The following is a 20,740-nucleotide window of genomic DNA, read 5'->3' on the forward strand; positions in this document are numbered from 1 at the left end:
TACTCACCCGTCCGCCGCTAGCTTATCCCGAAGGATAAACCCGCTCGACTTGCATGTATTAGGCACGCCGCCAGCGTTCGTCCTGAGCCAGGATCAAACTCTCCATAATAGTTGGACAATTGCTTGTCCTTTATTTGAAAGCTTAATTGCTCATTTGCGTTGCTAGCGAGATTAATAATCTCATTTATAGTCGATTGCTCGACTTGCTTACTCACTCGTTGTTCAGTTTTCAAAGATCAATTTCTTTCATTTTCCAACCCGCTCTCGCGGCCGGAAGTACAATATAGCATAGTTGTCCAACCAGATGCAAGCTTTATTTTTACAATTTTCGATGTAATTTGCAGCTCGTTTTGGCCGGACCAGTAATATACCACGTGAGCTCGGATCATGCAATACCTTTTTAAAAAGAATATCGATTCAGTTCCTGCTCCACTAGTTCTTGCTCAAATTGTTCCTTTAAGGAATCATTGCTAGGCGACATCGTAAGACTTATTTCTTTGAAGGCATAAACCAAATTCTGAATCTCCTGTAAGTTACCTTCATGTACGTATTGCTCTGTCTGATTAATCACATGGAATGCCATGGCCTGGTACGCATCTGAAAAGCTTTCATCCACACCCTCTGCCCCTCGATAATCAGCGTAATATCTTTTGAACGTTTCCATTAATGTTTCTTCCATTCCTAACCACTCCTTTCAAGATGTAGCATAGTTTCCCACCTCTCTTTCCAAAATATACAAAAGAATGAACAACAAGCCCCCTGCGCTGAGGCAAGGAGCTTGTTGGTATGAATCTAACCTTTTATATATCTATTTGTATAATAGCAACTTTTTGACCTTATTTAACGTCAATTGTTGTAACGGATTGATTTTGTCCTTTAAGCTGAACAACATGACCTGCGGAGAAGTTAGCTAGGTTGCCCGTCAAAGCGAAAGTCGAAGCTACATTATATGTAGTTGCTTGATCAACGCCATTGATGTTTTGTGTAATTGTGATTGTTGCAATTTTACCTTGTGCGTTAATTGTTGTGGAAGTCAATGTTCCCAAAATGTCGAAATTTGTATTTACTGGCGCATTAGTAGTTACTTCTACAAATACTACTGTGTTGTTGAACGTACGTACTTTTACAGTATCGCCTACAGCAATTTCAGTTGCAGCGACCTTCACACCGTTACGCAAAACGAATGCATCTGGGTGCAATGTGTAAGCAGTTGTTGTACCATTTTTAGTTAGGGAAAGAACGTTGTTATAAACAGCTGCGTTTACTGTACCAGTGCTTGTGTTTGCATCTTCACCAGGCAATTGTTCGTTTGTACGATCAAGCAATGCCGCAAGTTGAGCACGCGTTACGCTTTGATTCGGTCTGAACGTATTGTCTTCGAAACCGTCAACCAAACCTTTTGTAACTGCTACTTTCACATAACCTACAGATCCAGCTGGAATTTGTTTTGCATCTTTAAATGTAAGCGTGCTAGTCATGTTCGCTTTAGCTTCTGCTTCTAATTTAAGTGCTTTTACTAGAAGAGTCGTAGCCCATAGACGGTTTGCTTCTTCGTTTGGACGAACGCTGTCATCGCTTTCTGTGAACAGGTCATTCTCAAGAGCTACTGCAACATAACCTACTGCCCATGCAGGGATTTTGTCAGCATCTTTGAAGTTCAATTTCGTTGATTTTTCAGCTTCGGATTCAGCTTGATCACGTAATCCCATCAAACGAACTGCTGCTGTAATCGCTTCAATACGAGTTACTGTTTTTTCTGGTTTGAAGCTACCATCTTCATATCCTTCAAAAACACGCTTGGATGCTAGGCTAGCAATATAGCGCATTGCCCATTGTGCATTTTTCATATCATTGAAGTTGATGTTGATCGTAATGTTTGTTGTGTTGCCTTTGGAGTTATTATTTTTATTATTATCATATTTTTGAGTGTAGGAGTTGTTATTGTTACCTTTATTACGGTCATCGTTTTTGCTTCCATTTGCAAATGCGGCAGTTCCGCCACCCATTACCATTGTAAGAACAAGACCTGAAGCTACGAATTTTTTCATTAGGTTTTTTTTCATTTTAAAATCTCCCTTAGTCATTTTATGGTTTTTACATAAGATGGAGCCTTCGCGAAGGGTTCCTGGTTATGCTACAAGGATTCGCCAGGGCATGTCATTTTTTGGGGGTAGTGCTTGGAAATCTTTAAAAATCAATTCTCAAAGTCTATTAAATCGACACCGAAACTGCTAAACTGAGTCCATATAGACTAACGCTAAAGGAGCTTATGTATGCGCTTACGAAACCCGCGAGTTCAACTCGTCATTGCTCTCGCTGTCATCCTGATTGTTGGATCTGCCTTCTCACTAAGCAAGATTTGGTTTAAGCAAGGCAGCATGAATGTGACCTCTGTAGCTCCACCGGCAGCTCATCAAGACACGCCACAAGCGAGTGAAGCGCCATCATTAGTACCTCCCACTCAAGAACCAAAAAAAGAGAACACTGCCGTATATCCAACAGAAAACGTAGATGTCGTCGTTATTGGAAGTGAACTTGAAGGTCTCTATTTGGCCCGTGCGGCCATGGATGAAGGCCTTAAAGTAAAAATATTAGATCCACATCAAGCTTTCGGCGGTCAAATTTTGCAGAGTCAGATGCTTTTTTTAGATGAAACGCGCGATGAGCAAGGTCAGCTTCTCGTACAAGGACGAGCAAAGGAACTTTTCGATGGCTTCCGAAACGCTAAAATTCGTAAGCTGCCTGAATTTACGACTTATATGAATAAACTAAGCAAGGATATCCCTGTGGAGTCCGGCATCACGATTCAAGAAGTAGAACAAATCGAAACTCCTGACCATATGCATAAAATTCCTTCCCTCATTTACCTCACGAACAAGAATGAGGTGAAGAAAATTACAGCCTCCTATTGGGTGGATAACAGTGATTTTGCTGCATTAATGAGCCGATTGGAAGTGAAACGTCTGCCTGGACTTGAGAAGTTCTATGGTCAGAAGGAAATTGAGTATATGAGCGCAGGCATGATGATGAAGTTTAAAAACGTAGATTGGAAGAAATTCAATGCTGCGTTTAATGCATTAAAGCCTGAGGATCGAGCGAAGCAATTTGGCGGTGGGAGTGTCAGCGACAGCTTTGCAATTGGACTCAGCGGAATGACGAAGGCGTATCATCCTTCTAATGATCGTGTTTTCTTACGAGGCTTAAATGCGGTGAATCAGCGTGACGGAGACGTCCTCATTAACGCCTTGCTCGTCTATACCGTAGATCCTGCCAATCCGGCGTCAGTGCAAGAAGCTGTCTATTTAGGAAATAAAGAAACGGCTCTCATCCTACAGCATTTCCGTAAAACGTTACCTGGCTGGGAAAAAGCTGAGCTTGGCGAGCTTCCTACCTATCCTTATATACGTGAATACAACCATTATGAAATGGATTATACCTTAAAGCCTTCTGATCTCCTCGGCGGCACCATGTTCTGGGATAATGTCAGTATTGGCGGTTATCCGTTAGATTTACAAGGCACAAGCGCAAACAAGTGGGGTATTGAGATGGGGCGTCCTGATAAATACGGCATGCCGCTTCGCAGCTTTTTGCTCAAGAATTACGAGAATGTCATTGCCGCTGGGAAAAATGTGGGCTCCTCCGCGATCGCTTATGGCAGCACTCGGATTCAACCGAACACAAGTCTGGCCGCTGAATCAATCGGCGTCATCTTAGGGCAGCTGCACGGAAAGCAGAAGCTTCGCGAAATAACACCGGAAGAAATGCTGAAGCTCCAAGCGTACTTAGCGACTCGCTATCAGATTAAATTGACGGGTGTCATAGCTACCAACAAAATCACAGGCTGGAACGAAGAAGAAATTCGTAAACTGGATACTGGCGAGATCACCTACCCGAGCTATATTCAAACGCGTAAAAAACCTGCAGCAAAATAACTGTTTAAATAGAAACCGTATCCTCGTTTAAGCGACGAGAGAACGGTTTTTCTTTTTTGTAAAAGTATTGCAACGAAGGCATCCTGCGTATACAATAAGCAATATACTTATAATCACTTATAAATACTTAAGCAAAGGAGGCAACCTTCCTTGTTTCAAGAAGAACGACTTTTTTCTATCCTCGAATACTTAAAATCAAATAAGCGGATATCCGTGGACCTGATCTGTGAGCTCTATGACGTTTCTCGCGATACCGCAAGACGTGACATGGTGAAGTTAGAAGAACAAGGCTCGATCGTTCGTACAAGAGGCGGAGCGATTCTTCCGACACTTTCTAAAGAAGTCGGTAATTATGATCAGCGACTACAGGCAGAGTCGTCTTCCAAGCATAGGATTGGCAAGACAGCCGCTGCCCTCGTGCAAGATGGCGATTATTTAATGATGGACGCCTCAACAACTGTTTTACATGCAGCCAATGCTCTAACCTCTAAAAACAACATTGTCATCACAAGCTCCATTGAAACAGCCGCTATTCTTACCCGTAAAGATGAAATTACGATTCATATGCTTGGCGGCGTGCTGGATAATAAGCAGCATTGTGTCTCTGGCGCGAAGGCTATTGAAATGTTAAAAGAATATCACGTCGATAAACTTTTCATTGGTACCTGCGGAATATCCGAAGACGGACTATCGGCACCGAACGAAGAGGACTGCTATTTAGTTAGAGCGATGATGCAGCACGCAGATCAAGTCATTGTACTCGCTGATCATTCCAAATTCGGCAAGCGTTTGTTCCATCATGTAGTTGGATTTGAACGCATTGATATTCTCGTGACCGATCATGAGCTGAGCGAGGAAATGAAAGAACGTTTAATTGCCAATGATATTGAACTTGTATTAGCAGGAGGAGATAACCATCATGATTAAACTCATCGTTAGCGATCTGGACGGAACGTTGCTTGACCATCATAAGAAAGTATCTGAGCGCGAGCTCACCGCTCTACGCCAAGTGAAAGAGGCTGGAATAACGCTTTGTCTAGCTTCCGGTAGAATGAATATAGAGATGCAGCAAGTTCTTCAAGAGATCGATCATCAAGCCCATTCTGTTTCCCAAAATGGCGCCTTTATCCACTTGGTGGATGGCACATTATTGCAAGCGAAGCTTTTTGAACCTACCATTGCACATCAGGTTTATCAATTAATCAAAACTTACGATGTCGTAAAGCTAATTTGTTCTGGGAATGCCAATTACATCGAAAGCTTAAGCCCTGCTTCTGACGAGATTCAAGCAAGAATGTTTGAACCGTTTCTTTTGAAAGGCGATATCGAGCAGTCCATGAAGGACGCATTTCCAATTTGTAAATACTCACTTTTCGGGGATGTAGACAAATTACTTGCGATCAAGTCCCTATTAGAAAAAGAACTCCCCAACCAGTTGGACATTTATTTGGCTGATAAAGATTGTCTCGACATAATGCCTCATCAAGTTTCAAAAGGCACCTCTTTGCTCACACTTATTGCGCACTTAGGCTTCAAGCCTGAGGAGATCGCTTGTTTTGGAGACTCCTTTAACGATGTATCGATGTTCGGCATTACACCGCACAGCTTCGCGATGCATACAGCTCATTTCGATGTGAAAAAGCATGCCGCTTATACGGTTACTTCTGTATCCGAAGCGATTTCCCACGTTTTTGCCTTCAATGAAAAGATGACAACTGAACCTAAAGGTAACGCTGCATTATGAGAAGACTATTATTCATGGGCTGCTTATCCTACTTGCTCACAGGCTGTACGCATGTTATTTTTGGCGCCGTGCTGCCTGAACTTCTGGCCCATTACGGACGAAGCTACAGTGGCGGGGGCATGCTGGTCTTCTTGCAATTTGGAGGATTCATGCTAGGTGTGCTCGCAATGCCTGCTCTCATTCGTCGCATCTCTCGTCGAAGTACGATTACAATGGCATTTAGCTTCTTGTTTGTCGCGATGCTGGCTATTGGCTTACTGCCTCCCTGGCCGATGGTGATCGGGCTAACTTTCCTTGCAGGTATCTCATTTGGGCTTGTGGAATCAAGCATTAGCACCTTTGTTCTCGTGGCTGCCAAGGATCAACAAGCCGTTGCCTTCAGTAAACTTGAAGTTTTCTTTGGAGTAGGCGCCTTAGTTATGCCGCTTGTCTCCAGTTTACTTATTGCGAACGGTCTGTGGAAACACGCATTCGTATTACTCGGCATCAGCGCGCTGGCCACAGGTATTATCTGGTCGAAGCTTTCTTTAGGTGAGCATGATCAATTGCTCTCCCATAAAGCAGATCTCACCAAGAAAGCGGATCGAGTTCCCGTTTTGTCTAGTAGATCCTTCCTCTTTTTAGGCTTGTTGATGACGGTATTCTTCTTATATTGCGGCATGGAAAATACGATCGTTAATTTCCTGCCATCGATCTTTAAGGACCAGCTGCAAGCTTCTAGCTCCGTCGCTTCATTAGGCGTTACCGCTTATTGGCTCACAATGGTCGTTGGACGTATTTTTGCGGGCGTACTTGCAGAGAAAATAACGTATTTTAAATATTTGGCCTACTCTTTCGCTTTAAGCTTGCTCACCGTCTTCATCTGGTTATTTAGCACCAATTTATGGAGCAGCTTTGCCGTCATTCTTTTGCTTGGTTTATTTATGTCAGGTATGTTCGCCGTCGCTCTGATCTATGCGAATCAATTATTACCAGGACGTACAGAGCAAACAACGAGTACCCTTATTGCTTCTGGCGGCTTAGGCGGAGCCATTCTGCCATTAGGTGTCGGTTGGGGCATGGATCACATCCATGTAGGCGTCTCGATTTGGTTTGTTCTGATCAGTATGTTAGTTGTGTTTGGCATTATTCTATATACACGCAGATGGCAGGCTCCCGTGTTGCGTAGCAACGCTGATGATTTACTTGCTTCGCAATCGTGACAGGAAGAAAACCCTTCAAATCCACCAAAGTGGAAATGAAGGGTTTTCGCTTTACTGAAACGCCTTTAATTGAATGACAATGGCTTTGTCCTCAAACACAATATCTTTAATCCCAATTAATTTAGGCAAATAGGATTGCAATGGAATTTCAACTGGCGCCAATTGGAGCCACTCACTAGGCAAATGCCAATTCTTAATCTGCGTATTCACATGCTGAATGACCAAGTTCGGAGCTTCCCACTTCAGCGTAAACATCGCGTGAGCACCAATTGGAATCCGTTCGTGCCACCTCACGTTGACATCCGCCTCAATCAAGGAGCCCTGCAGGTTCAGCCTGGCGCCTTCCATTCGAAAATCATGCGGCAGCAAGCTATGCGCAGCTAATTGCTTCTTGAGCAGCTGATTCACTTCCTCTTCCGAAAGCCGAACTTCCAGCTTCCGGGAGAGGACCATTTCAGCTACTTTGCCGCTGATTGAAATCTCTTTGTACTGCAGATCTAGTGCCTCTGTCGGTTTCACATACTGAATGACGATGACTAGCATCACCGCTGCGATGACAGCCAGAGTCAAGATCGTAAGCATGATTTTCTTCAGCATGCTGCTTTACACCCCGCAGATCATAACTAGCTTCTATAATGAAGCAAGCTATTCTTCTTTATTCTGCTGCTTCTCTTTGAGCCAGCGCGGAGCTCCCTTGCTCTTGCGATCGCGCTCGCGCTGCGCTTTGCTGACGGCTTTGCCAGCGGCAGCCGTCTTCCCTTGCGCTGCCGGCTTCGCCGGCGCAGCGCCCTGCTGGCCGCGCGCGTCCGTCGCCGCGGCGCTTACGCGCACCGCGCCCGCAGGCGCGGCAGCCTCACGCGCGCCGGCAGAGCCGCTGCGCGAAGGTGCTGCGCCGCTAGGGCGCGCAGCTTCACGGCGGCTGCGCATCGTAGCCGCACTGCGGTCTTGGGCCGGGTCAACCAACCGGCCTTCGTACAGCGCCTTCGGCTCAATCGTGATGCCGAGCTGCTTCTCGAATTTTTCGATGATGAAGAGCTCCTTCGACGTCACGATAGAGATCGACGTCCCCTCACGACCCATCCGGCCTGTCCGACCTACACGATGAAGATAGTACTCCGCATTCGTGGCCACATCCAAATGGAAAACGTGCGTCACACCTTCAATATCAAGTCCTCTGGCAGCAACATCGGTTGCCAGCAGCAATTGGAATTTGCCCTCACGGAAATTCCCCATCACTTTGGCGCGATCCTGTTTGCTCGCTTCTCCATAAAGGGCTTCAATTGAGAGACCGACGTATTGCAGCTTGCCCACAACTTGCGCGATATCATCCGTCACATTAATGAATACAATCGCTGAAGTAGGCTTAATCATGCGAACAAGTCTTCTAAGTGTATCGATCTTTTCCCGCTCCTGGCACACGACATAGTGATGTTCCAGTGTCTCAGCGGTACGCTGAGAGGGGTTAATTTTGATAATGACCGGATCCTTCAGCCATCTTCCCGCTGCCTGCTCCGTGCTTTGGGGAATTGTCGCCGAGACAAACACCATTTGACTTGAGCGAAGCATACCTTTGAGCACCGCTTCAACATCCTGCATAGAGCCAAGCTCAAACACTTGGTCAACTTCATCGACAATGCCCATCTTAACATGATGAAGCGTAAGCTTGCGAACTTTCATCAACTCAAGCAAACGTCCTGGCGTTCCAACAACGATGTGCGGGTGAAGCCGCAGCTTCTCGATTTGTCTCGCCACAGCCGCTCCACCGATCAAGGATTGCGAACGAATAGGGCCGCCGCTCGTCAGTTTCTCGATTTCCTGCATAATTTGCATGCCTAGCTCTCTCGTAGGGACGACAACCAGTACTTGCAATTGTTTTTGCGATGGATCGATACGCTCTAATGCAGGTAGTAAATACGCTAATGTTTTGCCCGTGCCCGTCTGGGATTGGATAATCGCGTCTTTCCCTTGCAGAAGAACCGGAATGCCTTCCGCTTGAATTGGCGTAGGCTCCCCGATCCCTAGCTCTTGTAATTTATCTAAATAGGTCTGTGTAATCTTCAGCTGTTCAAAACTCGTAGTCAATGCTCTATACCCCTTTTCTCTTCCAACCTCATGCCCATATTATATGCTAGAGTGCCTCAGCAAACAAATATTTACCGGTTGACCCTTAGCGATCTGATCCCCAGTCATCCAAAAACTTCTGTTTAATCGCATCGCGCGCACGAAACAGTCTTTGCCGCACAACGCCTTCCGTGACATTGAGCTCACTAGCCATATCTTTATAGGATAAATTATGAATCCATTTCATGGCGATAATTTGACGATAGGAGGGGTTAAGTTGATTGATATAGCTAATCACAGCTTCTCGCATCACTTTCATTTCAACTTCTACATCTGGCGAAGCCGAATAGTCCGAAGTTGGGGCTGATTCCTTTAAGGAGAACAGCATCTCCGTCTCTAACTCGTCGCGGTTTCGTTTATGTTTTCGCAAGTGATTCAGAGTTACGTTCCGGGTAAGTCTTTTGAGCCAGCTTTCATATTTATCAATCTCGGTTAATAACGGTGCCTTGTGTACCGCACGAAGAAAGGATTCTTGGATAATATCCTCCACGGCCGAATGATCCCTCAAAATAAAGTTAATCATCGGATAAACAAGCAAGTAAAATTCTTTATAAATTTGTTCCTGCATGCTCTTATCTAATGTATTAAAGTCGCTGTTAAATATCTCTCTCAGTGACTTCATCCTATTCCCTCCCAGCCTACAGGCAAAAAGACCCAGCATATATCTACCTTATTTTAGGATAAAAAGGGTGAGTAAACAATCGTTTAAGCAGAAATAAGCGGAAAAATTTTCCTATATGCGAAAATACAAGCTTCCTTCCATTTTGACAGGCACACCTTCATCTATTAAACTAAAAGTACTTCAACTACCTATTTCCATCCGAAGGGATGACGTGAATGAATACCGATTTCGAGCATGATTTTAACGCGTTAGTCACCAAAACAGCTGAACTGATTACGGGAGATACATCCCCAGAAATGATTGAGAAGATCAAGGTATGGGCATTTTTCAACCATGTTCACAAGGCTCTGCCTGCTCTTGCCTCCCACTGGAACCAATCACATCCGGAAGGTAAGGCCGAAATGCGCCGTATTTTTGAGGAAATCCGTGCATTGAATCAAGCGAAGCAAGCAGCGAAGCCTGATCCAGCTGAAACGGAGTAAGAAAAAAAGCGACCCCAATCAAAGACTGGGAGCCGCTTTATTTTTTATTCATGATACCTGTAGCCAGCTTATCGAACATACGAGGAAACATATGAAACATTTTGACTCCTACACCAGCAACGAAAGGTAAGTTCTTTTCTGGTATGTTTTTCTCAATGGCATGCAGGAGCTCTTTCACAACTTTGTCTGGCTTTAGCATGAACCACGCAATGTTTTTAACGTAATTGCCGCTCGGATCCGCCTTGTCGAAGAAAGGTGTTGCAATTGGACCAGGGTTAATCGCCGTCACTGAGACCCCTGTCTTCGCTAGCTCCATCCGCAAGCTGTTCGTAAAGCCGAGCACCGCATGCTTGGTCGCAGAGTAAGCCGTCGATTTGGCTGAACCAATTTTCCCCGCCATCGAGGCAATATTGACGATATGACCACTGCCTGCCTTCAACATATGAGGAAGTACAGCTTTCGTACAACGTACCAGACCCAGATAGTTCACATTCATCATCTCTTCAAATTGGGCAAGAGGCGCCTCAACAAATGATTCAAAAATGCCATAGCCAGCATTATTAATCAGAATATCAATCCGGCCAAACTCGGCGATGATTCGTTCGACTACTTGATTAACTTCTTCCGTATTCGTAACATCCATTGCATACACAGCATGTCGTCCTTGCAAGCCAGATGCAATCTGTTTCAATTTATCTGTACTCCGTGCCGTCAGCACAGGAATAGCTCCCTTAGCGGCAAATTCCTTTGCCATTACGGCTCCAATTCCACTTGAGGCACCTGTGATCAAGACGATCTTGTTCCTGATATCCACCGAAATCCGCTCCTTCCATGCAAAAAAAATGGAGTTACCATATTGTAGGTACTCCACATGTTCTAACTTATATTACGTAATAAGTACTTGAATGTCTAGCTCACCAATGCCATCCATAATTAATGGAATGGTTAAAGCCTTCTTCGGCACAAATCCTGCTGCCGTAGCAGATTGCACAAGCTTAGGTGGCGTAATGTCTACCCGAACACCTTGGTTAAAGAGCATCGTGCTCGCATTACCACTAATCATATTGCCTAGCTCAGAAATAGCACTCTTTCCCATTTCATCCATTTCGGTAACAACGAATCCACCCATCATGGCAGATACCATCTTCAATGCAACATCCTCTGCCAAACCAAACACAACGTCGCCTTCCATTTGCCCAGTCATACCAATCTGAATCCAGATATAATTTTCCACAAATTTGACGTCTTTTATGCCGAGCTGCCCCGTTGTTGGGCGAATGTTAGCAACTTGCTCGATGACAATTCTAGCCGACTCCAAAAAGGGATTAATGTACTCAGCCTTCATAGCTCCGCTCCGATCTCATTTGTGAATAAGTTCCACAGAAAAACGACCTTTTTCAACATTATACATAATATTTTAGGACAAGTATACTGTCATTTTAACAAAAATAGTTCTAACTGCTCAGATACACACCCCGAAAACAATGGTAATTTATACAAAATACGATCTATTCTTGTTAAAATATTTATATAGCATATCAATTAAAAGGAGAGCTGAGAGTCAATGACGATGAACCCCCCTCCTGCTAGTATCCGAAAATTAACGATATACTTTATTGGCACATTTATACTTTTCAGTGTAGATATGATTGTTTTACATCAGCTAGCTTATTTCCAGATTCATCCAATAACAACAGGCGTTGTCGACAGCAGCTTATCCGTCGTATTCATGATACTCGCATACTTGGGACTCAGACAAATTAAGCGCCGTGAAGCGATTATTAGAGAGTCTGCAGAATGGTATAAATCCCTTTTTGACAACCATCCTGACTCCATTATTACTTTTAGCTTAGACGGGGATGTTCTTTCTTCCAATCACGGACTTGAAAGTTTATTAGGTTTGGGGGAAGAATCGTCAAAATCCGCTTCATTTCTACCCATGATCCACCCTCCTGATCTACTCAAAACGCTCCACCATTTCCAAGTGGCTTCTGAAGGCATGCCGCAAAATTTCGATGCTTCTTTCTTACATCAAAAAGGTTTTCCCATCCCTTCTAATGTAACTTTCGTTCCGACAAAGGTTGGCAATCAGATCGTTGGGGTTTATGCTATTCTCAAAGACTTAACGGAGATCAGAGAACAGAAGAAAGAAATTGATAAGCTGTATAAGCAAAATCAATTGATTCTCAACTCTGTCTCGGAAGGTATATATGGTATAGATACGAATGGGCGTACGATATTTTGGAATAAAGCCGCAGAAGCGATTACGGGTTGGAAGGTCGACGAAATGCTAGGTCGGCGAATCCATAATCTAATTCGACCTGTTCACACGGACGGGACCTTCGTTAAGCCTGAGGAAAATACAACCGTGAATAAGATGCTGCTGCGTGAAGGCTCGATTGTAAATGAGGATGTGTTTTGGAAAAAGGATGGGACCAGCTTTCCAGTTGAATACATGTCTAGTCCCATGCTCGAAGGAAGCGGACAGCTTCTAGGGACTGTTATTACGTTCAGCGATATTACGGACTTAAAGAAGACGCAAGAATTGTTGATCAAATCGGACAAGCTATCGGCCGTTGGTCAATTGGCTGCAGGTGTCGCCCATGAAATCCGAAATCCGCTGACCGCCTTGAAGGGGTTCCTCAAGCTGCTTTCAACGAGCTCGACGAAGGAGCAATATTACATTGAGATTATGCAAAAAGAACTACAGCGTATCGAATTCATCGTGAATGAGTTTCTGTTTGTTTCCAAACCGCAGGCCACCCATTTTGTTACTAGCACGTTGTACACGATTGTTATGAGCACGGTAGAATTGCTTCAACCCCAAGCGTTGCTTAATAATATTGAAGTCGAAGCTGAGATTCATCCAGGGCTTCCCTCTGTTACGTGTGACGTGAACCAAATCAAGCAAGTTTTTATTAATATTATGAAAAATGCGATTGAGTCCATGGCGCAAGGTGGAACCCTGCGCATACAGGCAGAGCTTCAAGGCGCGGGAGATCAAATTCTTGTACGTTTTGTGGATCAGGGATGCGGCATTGCCCCTGAGCGGCTTCCCAAGCTTGGCGAACCCTTCTATAGTACGAAAGAAAAAGGAACAGGTCTTGGGCTCATGGTCTGCTATCGGATCATTGAAGCGCACGGTGGTTTCATGAAAATAAACAGCAAATTAGAGGAAGGTACCGTCGTTGAGATTACACTTCCGACAACAACTTACTTATCTAAAGGAGCAGCAACAGGATGAACGGATTTTTGATCGATCTCGATGGCACACTTTACAGAGGGCATGAGCCTATTCCAGGAGCGGCAACTTTCATCCAATGGCTGCAACAGGAGCAATTGCCCTATCTCTTGGTGACGAACAATTCGTCCCGGACCCCTGAGCAGGTGGCCGAGCATCTGCAAGCGCTCGGCATCGATGTTCCTGCGGCAGCCGTGTATACGTCCTCGCAGGCGGCTGCGCAGTACTTAACCGAGCAGCGCGCTGGGCAGCGCGTGCATATGATTGGCGAAGACGGCCTGCGGATTGCGTTGGACGCAGCCGGCTTCGTTTTTGACGGGACGACGCCAGACTACGTCGTCCAGGGCATTGATCGCAGCTTCACCTACGGGAAGCTGACGGAAGCGGTCCGCCTGCTGAAGCAGGGCGCGACCTATGTATTAACCAATCCTGACCGGCTGCTGCCGTCGGATGGAGGGCTCATGCCAGGGGCTGGCTCCCTGGCAGCTTCGATCACTGCCGCCTCCGGCGTGGAGCCGGTGGTGATCGGTAAGCCTTCGCCGATCATTATGGCGTATGCCATTGATCGGCTCGGTCTGCCTGCCGCCGATGTCTGGGTCATCGGCGATAACGTGCACACCGACATCCGCGGAGGCGCGATGGCGGGGTGCCGCACGGCCCTTGTCTTGACGGGCGTGGCCACGCCAGACAATGTGCACGAGCAGCTGGCGTCGGCGGGCTTGACGCCGGACTTGGTCTGCACGGATTTGCCGCATTTCATGGCACAGCTTGTAACTCTTGCACCAAATAGTTCGAATTTGTAGAACTAATCTCACTGTCCTCATCACTACATGTAAAATAGTCAGAAATAGCCGTACTAAACAGTCCCAAATGACCCATGCGTAAGAAAAATGGGCAAATAGGTTGGCAAAATCGAACTACTGACCTTTTTACATATATAATCCTCGTTTTAGTTCGGAAATATCGGACTAACCATGGCACCAACAAAAAAACGCGCCACCCTGGAAACCAAGGTGGCGCGTTTCTGTATTCAATCCGATCACTTGCCTTGTTGCCTACATAGCTCCAACTATCATATAATAGTAAGAAAAGGTTTTTATGCCCTTTACAATTCCGATAAATTTTATTTGTACCTTAGCAACATATTTCAATCGCAGGAGGTAATCTCATGAATATGAACCAGTTAGAAACCCTGCTCACCATTTCCAAAACGATGAGCTTTCGTAAAGCTGGTGAAATTCTTAACTTGACCCAACCTGCCGTTTCCGCGCAAATAAAAAGTCTTGAGGATGAATTCGGTACGATTCTTATTGATCGTAATCAGCCAGTTACGTTAACAGATAGCGGAAAGCTTTTCTTGGAGCATGCGGAGAAAATATTACGGATCACCAACGACCTGAAACAGCGTCTGTCTGATCTGAGTCAAACCCCTCAAGGTCATATCCATATCGGTACGACGACTTCTATCGCCATGCAGATCTTACCGAGGGTGCTTTCCTATTTCCAAGACCAATTCCCGCTGATTAAAACAACGATTCATTCCATGACCTCATCTCAGATCATGACATCCGTGGAAAGCGGCCACATCGATATTGGCATCACGTATTTGTTCGAAAAAAATCCAGCACTAGAAACATCTGTGCTTTACTATGATACGTTCGAGCTCATCGTCTCCAAGCATCATCCGCTTAGTCGTTTCACACATTTATCGATTGAGAAGCTCAAGAATATTTCGTTTATCACGCTTTCCCCAGAGACATGGGGTCGGCGGTTCGTCGATCAGATTTTCAAAAACTATGATGTAGCTCCTCATATTGTCATGGAGTTGTCCAGCAGTGAGGAAGTCAAACGCATGGTTGAACTGAATCTTGGGGTTGCGATTATTTCGAAGATGTCTGTTGCAGATGAACTGCGGCATGGCTCCTTGAAAATGGTAAAAGTGAACGAATTGGATATTACCCATCCGGTAGGCGTAGTATATAAGTCAGGACGCTACTTGAATTCTGCCATGCAACAATTTCTTCGCGATCTTAAAGGAATGCCTGAAACCCAATTTATCGGTTCAGAATAAGTTTAGGAGGACATGCCATGAAATTCGACCTACATACGCATCATGAGCGATGCGGACATGCACAAGATACCATACGAGATTATATTGAAGCAGCCATCGCGGCTGGCCTTCATGTTATTGGAATATCGGATCACTCCCCTTACTTTGGAAGCGCAGAAGATCGTGCTCAGCCTGCCATTGCCATGGCAAAGAGCGAATTCCCGCGTTATATCGAAGAAGTACTGCTTCTCAAAAAAGAGTATGCTGGCAAAATTAATGTACTCTTAGGTGTGGAGTCTGATTATTTTCCTGAGCATGTCGACATCTACCGCCAAGAATACGCTAAATATCCATTCGATTACATCATAGGTTCTGTTCATCTCTCTGGTGGTGTAAGTATCTTCAACCGCAACAGATGGAAAAAACTGAACGCTGCTGAGCAAGTCGCACAAAAAGAAGAATATTATCGGCTCATTGCTGAATCCGCACGTTCCGGAATGTTCCAAATTCTTGGACATATTGATGCCATGAAGGGCTTCTATCCGGCCTTTTCCGATATCTCGACGCCTAAGGTTGATGAAACACTGCAAATCATTGGTGAATCCGGCGTAGCGATCGAGATTAATACATCAGGGAAAACGAAAGACGTTGGCGGCTGGTATCCTTCTCATGAAATACTAGCGCGTGCACTGCATTACGGTGTTGAAGTTACCTTCGGTTCTGATGCCCATGTCCCTAGCCGTGTTGCTGATGATTGGGAAGAAGTTCAGAAAACCTTGAAAGAAATTGGGTTCAAACATTGGGTTTACTTCGAAAATAAACAGAAGCAAATCGTCGCGCTGTAGCGAACTTTTTCATTTCCACATTCAAAGAGGTGCCCGTCTATAGGGCACCTCTTTTGTGTTTCTTCTATGTATTTAGATATCATAACTATGTACAGACCTGGTTCTCAAGAATGCCAACTTCTGATGTAACCCATTTTTGACTACTGCAAGCAGCTGATCAGGCTTCATCGGTTTATAGAAATAATAGCCTTGAATTTGATGGCAGCCATTCGCCACCAAGAAATCAATCTGCTCTTCGGTTTCGACTCCCTCCGCAATCATTTGCAGCTGGAATGCATTTGCTACCGAGATAATGGCTTTGATCATCGCTCGGTCCTTACCATCCGTCTCAACGCCACGAACAAAGGACTGATCCAATTTAATCTTTGTAACCGGGAACCTTTTCAAATAGCTAAGCGACGAATAATGGGTACCGAAATCATCGACAGAAATGGAAATCCCCAGCTGGCGAAGCTTGTACAGCACGTCCATCTGCTCGTCCTGCATCGCTACATTTTCCGTAATTTCGATCTCTAGATATTTCGTGTCCAAGCCCGTCTCTTCTAGAATCGCCGTGACCTTGTCCACAAAGCGCTCGTCATGTAATTGCTTCACTGAAATATTGACAGAGATCATCAGACGTTCATCTGTAAGGCGATGTAACTCTTTCATCTGCCTGCACGCGCCGCGCAGCACCCATTCGCCAATCACATCAATAAAGCCTAGCTCCTCCGCTAAAGGAATAAACTCAGATGGCGAGATGTAGCCTTTCGTCGTGTGGTTCCAGCGCAACAGCGCTTCAGCGCCTATAATGGTCCCCATCATGCAATCTATTTGAGGTTGATACACAATTTCAAGTTCATTGCGGTCAAGTGATTGACGGAGATGATTTTCCATTTCCAGCTTCGAAATCGACAAGTTCTCCATCTGGCGATCGAAAAAGCTGAAGGAGCTGCCGGTTTCTTTTTTCGCCATATACATCGCAATATCGGCATTCTTCAATAGCGCATCCCAAGTCGCTCCACCATGCGGATACTGTACAATGCCTATGCTCGCATTAATAAAGAAAGCGCGATTCGCCAGTATACAAGGCGGTTTCAATACAGCAATAATTTCTCGGCAAAAATCTTGGATTTCATCCTCACTTGAACAATCCTCCAACAAAATAGCAAATTCGTCTCCACCAAACCTGGCAAAGGTATGATAAGTCAAATTGGACTGCTGGATGCGATGAACAACCTCTTGCAGCATATGATCTCCCATATGATGACCATGGGAATCGTTCACCATTTTAAAGTTATCGAGATCAAAGAAAAGGACGACAAGCGAGGTACCTCTCTGCTGATTATAGTTAATTTGCTCTTTTAAAATCGTTTGAAAATGAGCTCGATTATGTATACCTGTCAGCACATCGTGATAGGCCATATATGACAGCATTTGCTCGGATTCCTGCATGCGCTTCGTAGACTCTTGAAGCTCCTGCTGACCCGCAATTAACTCTTCATTCACTGCCGTTAAGTCTTCATTCGCAATCTGCAGTTCCTGTGTCCGATCGTTTACTGCTACACTTAATCGATCCCGCTGCCGAATGATATAGATGATGAAGAATAAGCCCGTTAACAAACCGAGGAGGATGGAAATTCGGATAATGAGAATCTGGTTATTGATCGTTTGAATAGCATTCGCTGGCGGAGTCGTAGCAAGCTCCCATTTCGTATCCTGGAGATCAATCACCTTCACCAAAGGAGACTGAGAAAACGTCGCGTTTTCCCCATAAAATGCGGGCATACCCGGGGCGCGAATTGCCATTCTCGGCACGTCCAGAGGGCTGTCTTTAATTCCTGCTTCTATTAATAATTGGTCCACATTGATACCCACAGAAACGAAGCCCCAGAATACACCATCTTGAAAAATTGCTTTACGAGCAACTAGACCTTGCACGCCTTGAAGCAGCATAAATGGGCCGTAGGATGTCATTTTTTTCGTTAGAAGAGCTTCCTTGACCTGTTCCTGAACATAATCGCGGGGATCCTTGAGTAGATCCCAATTGATAATACTCTCATTGCCTTTAAGGGGATAAACGAACTTCATAACCCCAAGTGGTGCTATAATAACATTCATTGCCGACGCCTGGGCACCCGCGTATAACGCCTCGATGTAGGCCTGCACTTCTAGATCATTTTTATCCAGTAAATAGCTGGTGCTAACGTAAGCCTCCAGACTGACCATTAAATTGAAATTGCGATTAATAACGGACTGCAAGGCAACGGCTTTTGCCGACAATTGTGTTTCCTCTGTACTTCGCAATTCATTCATTAGTGATTTTTTGTAGGTAGAGAGAACCGATTCGGATGAAGTGAAAAGAAGGATAAAGATGAGGGTTAGGAAGGAATATTGTAGTTTTTTCATAGGTCTCTCCTCCTGGTATGACTTGATGACATGTCATGATTCGACATCCTTCTCTATTATTTCATCTCCTCTCCCCAACTGGCAATATATTTATTTATGGCAAAACTTACCGCCTGTGGATTCCCACGATTTCAACCTTGATATATAATGAAACGAGATTACCTGAACGATTGGAGATATGAAAATGGACATACTTAACATTGCGATAGATCTCATTGATGAGGATACAGACCAGCCGCGTTATCAATTTGATGAAGAAGCGCTGCAAGAGCTAATGAAAAGCATTGGTGAAATTGGCTTGCTCTCTCCGATTAAAGTGCGTACAACCGCTGACAATCGTTATAAAATTATTTATGGCAATCGGAGGTATAAAGCTAGCAAAATGCTTGGGCTGCCTATCATGCCTTGTATCGTATCCACGGTAACGGATGAGATGGAAATCTATCTGGAGCAGATTGCTGAAAATCTAACGCGTGAAGGCTTTTCTCCGATCGAGGAAGCCGAAGCTTTTCATAAACTCATGCATGACTCGAAGTTTAGTTCTTCTATTAAATATTTGTCTAGTAAGCTCGGCAAGCCTGAATCGTATATTAAAAACAAATGTGAGCTGCTCAAATTTGGGAACTCGGTTAAGAAGTTGATCGTAGGCGGTACTGAGATTCGCAAGGACAAGCTTACGGAGGATCAACTATTGCCATTGAAGGATCTGCCGATGGAGCACCGCGATCCTTTGGCGCTGATCATGGCACGTGATGAGATGCCCGTCAGTGATGTGAAGAAAATTGCGAAGCTGTTCAAGGATAAGGACATTTCGGACAGAATGAAAGGTCAGCTGCTGTATAAATCGGGCCCAGAATTAATCGAGACCTGGTCTACCTTCCAGAACAATCGCGCAGAACGCGCGAAGCCTGTCGCAGCCAAAGCACCTGCCAAGACGGAGAAGGTGAAAGTCGAGGCCGTGGAGGTTAGAGAGATTGGGGCTGTTGCGCAAGAGGATAATGACAAGCAGGTTACACCTACGGTTTCAGCGCCTCAAGCTGTTGTTCCTGTAGCTGCTGCTGTAAATCCTCTTCAAGCTAAATTACAGCAATTGCTTCGTACAATCCCCGCTCCTCCCACTCCGAGCGAGCTGCAAATCGCACAGAATGGGATGAATGAGCAAGAGAAAGAGCAATTCTCACAAGAGATCATGATGCTGGTAGAACAGCTGGAACAACATGTTGAAGCTTGGAAAAAAATTCAAGTTGCAGCAGCTTCACACTAACGATACCGACACCGCATGTGGCTCATGCTATTCCTATTAGGAAAGCACGGGCTGTATGCGGTGTTTTGTTGCTTGTATTTTATACTACCGTACTACCATACAAGTATGGTAGTATAAGTTTAGGCTTCATTTTGCAAAGGAGACTTACATGGATTATTTTAAAAAACCACTGATTAGCTCAACCCGAGATGCCGTCTACCACACGCTGAAGGAGCAAATTCTGAGTCTGGCCTTGCTTCCTGGTGCCACCATTTCGGAAAAAGAAATGTCGGTAAGCTTCAATGTGAGTCGGACGCCTGTTCGAGAAAGCTTTGTGCAACTAGCTCAGGAAGGCTTGCTCGACATTTATCCACAACGCGGCACGGTTGTCTCTCGCATTGATCTGGAGCTGGTGGATGAAGCCCGCTTCATTCGGGAACATCTGGAAAGCGCAGTCATTCGGTTGGCGTGCAGTGATTTTCCAGAAGACTCCCTGCGCACGCTTCAAATGAATCTAGCCTCTCAGAAAGTGTGCATGGATGAACAAGACTTCAAGAAGATGTTTGAGCTAGATGAGGCGTTTCATCGTACGATTTTCGAAGGCTGTAAGAAAATGAACACATGGGCAGTCATTGGGCAAATTAATGTGCATTTAAACCGCACCCGCATGCTTCGCTTAGCCACGGATCATCATTGGGATGAGCTCTATTCGCAGCATGTGCAGATGGTTGAAGCGATCAAAGAGCAACAGCCAGATGCGGCAGAGCGATTAATTCATGCGCATCTTCAAGTAGGCATCGCAGATCAGGCATTATTGAAAGAGAAATTCCCCACGTATTTCAAATAGGTTGATGACAATGGAGGCGAATG

At 45.0% G+C, this 20,740-nt stretch carries 19 protein-coding genes and 1 rRNA gene; 11 read left to right on the top strand and 9 right to left on the bottom strand.

Annotated features, from left to right (window positions below; translation table 11 throughout):
* The 3 genes from AC58UX_RS25380 to AC58UX_RS25390 all read right to left on the bottom strand — a co-directional run.
* Nucleotides 1-109, bottom strand: a 16S ribosomal RNA gene (locus AC58UX_RS25380); the annotation flags it as partial.
* A gap of 291 nt (nt 110-400) precedes the next feature.
* Nucleotides 401-679, bottom strand: a complete 279-nt coding sequence (locus AC58UX_RS25385) for a hypothetical protein (RefSeq protein WP_497257913.1) — start codon at nt 677-679, stop codon at nt 401-403.
* Between the two features lie 157 nt (nt 680-836).
* Nucleotides 837-2,063 carry an S-layer homology domain-containing protein gene (locus AC58UX_RS25390; RefSeq protein ID WP_497257915.1) on the bottom strand — a complete coding sequence of 409 codons (1,227 nt, stop codon included), beginning with the start codon at nt 2,061-2,063 and terminating at the stop codon, nt 837-839.
* Between the two features lie 210 nt (nt 2,064-2,273).
* Here AC58UX_RS25390 and AC58UX_RS25395 point away from each other — a divergent pair, with 210 nt between their 5' ends.
* From AC58UX_RS25395 to AC58UX_RS25410, 4 genes are all read left to right on the top strand, one after another.
* A complete protein-coding gene (locus tag AC58UX_RS25395) occupies nt 2,274-3,932 on the top strand; it encodes an FAD-dependent oxidoreductase (protein WP_497257917.1) in 1,659 nt (552 codons plus the stop codon).
* 150 nt (nt 3,933-4,082) lie between these two features.
* Nucleotides 4,083-4,859 carry a DeoR/GlpR family DNA-binding transcription regulator gene (locus AC58UX_RS25400; RefSeq protein WP_497257919.1) on the top strand — a complete coding sequence of 259 codons (777 nt, stop codon included), beginning with the start codon at nt 4,083-4,085 and terminating at the stop codon, nt 4,857-4,859.
* Nucleotides 4,852-5,676 carry an HAD family hydrolase gene (locus AC58UX_RS25405; protein ID WP_497257921.1) on the top strand — a complete coding sequence of 275 codons (825 nt, stop codon included), beginning with the start codon at nt 4,852-4,854 and terminating at the stop codon, nt 5,674-5,676. Before AC58UX_RS25400 ends, AC58UX_RS25405 begins: the two co-directional genes overlap by 8 nt.
* Nucleotides 5,673-6,878, top strand: a complete 1,206-nt coding sequence (locus tag AC58UX_RS25410; protein ID WP_497257923.1) for an MFS transporter — start codon at nt 5,673-5,675, stop codon at nt 6,876-6,878. Before AC58UX_RS25405 ends, AC58UX_RS25410 begins: the two co-directional genes overlap by 4 nt.
* Before the next feature lie 51 nt (nt 6,879-6,929).
* On the opposite strand, the gene AC58UX_RS25415 is transcribed toward AC58UX_RS25410, so the two are convergent.
* From AC58UX_RS25415 to AC58UX_RS25425, 3 genes are all read right to left on the bottom strand, one after another.
* Complete coding sequence (locus AC58UX_RS25415) at nt 6,930-7,475, bottom strand: hypothetical protein (RefSeq protein ID WP_497257925.1); 546 nt, start codon at nt 7,473-7,475, stop codon at nt 6,930-6,932.
* 48 nt (nt 7,476-7,523) lie between these two features.
* Nucleotides 7,524-8,960, bottom strand: a complete 1,437-nt coding sequence (locus AC58UX_RS25420) for a DEAD/DEAH box helicase (RefSeq protein ID WP_497257927.1) — start codon at nt 8,958-8,960, stop codon at nt 7,524-7,526.
* Nucleotides 8,961-9,045: 85 nt separating this feature from the next.
* Nucleotides 9,046-9,621: an RNA polymerase sigma factor gene (locus tag AC58UX_RS25425; RefSeq protein WP_497257929.1), complete on the bottom strand. Its 576-nt coding sequence runs from the start codon at nt 9,619-9,621 to the stop codon at nt 9,046-9,048.
* A gap of 215 nt (nt 9,622-9,836) precedes the next feature.
* On the opposite strand from AC58UX_RS25425, the gene AC58UX_RS25430 reads away from it, so the two are divergent.
* Nucleotides 9,837-10,103 carry a DUF2573 family protein gene (locus AC58UX_RS25430; protein WP_497257931.1) on the top strand — a complete coding sequence of 89 codons (267 nt, stop codon included), beginning with the start codon at nt 9,837-9,839 and terminating at the stop codon, nt 10,101-10,103.
* A 37-nt stretch (nt 10,104-10,140) separates the two neighbouring features.
* Here the strand turns inward: AC58UX_RS25430 and AC58UX_RS25435 are convergent, their stop codons facing one another.
* Nucleotides 10,141-10,917 (bottom strand): SDR family NAD(P)-dependent oxidoreductase, encoded by a 777-nt coding sequence (locus AC58UX_RS25435; protein ID WP_497257933.1) that lies wholly within the window; start codon nt 10,915-10,917, stop codon nt 10,141-10,143.
* A gap of 72 nt (nt 10,918-10,989) precedes the next feature.
* The gene (locus AC58UX_RS25440) at nt 10,990-11,448 is read right to left on the bottom strand and encodes a chemotaxis protein CheX (protein WP_497257935.1); all 459 of its coding nucleotides are present in this window, start codon (nt 11,446-11,448) and stop codon (nt 10,990-10,992) included.
* A gap of 219 nt (nt 11,449-11,667) precedes the next feature.
* Here AC58UX_RS25440 and AC58UX_RS25445 point away from each other — a divergent pair, with 219 nt between their 5' ends.
* From AC58UX_RS25445 to AC58UX_RS25460, 4 genes are all read left to right on the top strand, one after another.
* Nucleotides 11,668-13,347 carry a PAS domain-containing sensor histidine kinase gene (locus tag AC58UX_RS25445; protein WP_497257937.1) on the top strand — a complete coding sequence of 560 codons (1,680 nt, stop codon included), beginning with the start codon at nt 11,668-11,670 and terminating at the stop codon, nt 13,345-13,347.
* On the top strand, nt 13,344-14,147 hold the full coding sequence (locus AC58UX_RS25450) for a TIGR01457 family HAD-type hydrolase (protein WP_497257939.1): 804 nt from the start codon (nt 13,344-13,346) through the stop codon (nt 14,145-14,147). Before AC58UX_RS25445 ends, AC58UX_RS25450 begins: the two co-directional genes overlap by 4 nt.
* Before the next feature lie 365 nt (nt 14,148-14,512).
* On the top strand, nt 14,513-15,415 hold the full coding sequence (locus tag AC58UX_RS25455; RefSeq protein ID WP_497257941.1) for a LysR family transcriptional regulator: 903 nt from the start codon (nt 14,513-14,515) through the stop codon (nt 15,413-15,415).
* A gap of 17 nt (nt 15,416-15,432) precedes the next feature.
* Nucleotides 15,433-16,239: a histidinol-phosphatase gene (locus AC58UX_RS25460; protein ID WP_497257943.1), complete on the top strand. Its 807-nt coding sequence runs from the start codon at nt 15,433-15,435 to the stop codon at nt 16,237-16,239.
* Between the two features lie 72 nt (nt 16,240-16,311).
* Here AC58UX_RS25460 and AC58UX_RS25465 read toward each other — a convergent pair whose 3' ends face one another.
* Nucleotides 16,312-18,627, bottom strand: a complete 2,316-nt coding sequence (locus AC58UX_RS25465) for a bifunctional diguanylate cyclase/phosphodiesterase (RefSeq protein WP_497257945.1) — start codon at nt 18,625-18,627, stop codon at nt 16,312-16,314.
* A gap of 184 nt (nt 18,628-18,811) precedes the next feature.
* Here AC58UX_RS25465 and AC58UX_RS25470 point away from each other — a divergent pair, with 184 nt between their 5' ends.
* Nucleotides 18,812-19,891 (top strand): ParB/RepB/Spo0J family partition protein, encoded by a 1,080-nt coding sequence (locus AC58UX_RS25470; RefSeq protein ID WP_497257947.1) that lies wholly within the window; start codon nt 18,812-18,814, stop codon nt 19,889-19,891.
* A 148-nt stretch (nt 19,892-20,039) separates the two neighbouring features.
* Nucleotides 20,040-20,717 carry a GntR family transcriptional regulator gene (locus AC58UX_RS25475; RefSeq protein ID WP_497257949.1) on the top strand — a complete coding sequence of 226 codons (678 nt, stop codon included), beginning with the start codon at nt 20,040-20,042 and terminating at the stop codon, nt 20,715-20,717.
* The last annotated feature ends 23 nt before the right edge of the window (nt 20,718-20,740 follow it).

Source organism: Paenibacillus sp. J22P90 (assembly GCF_059692195.1).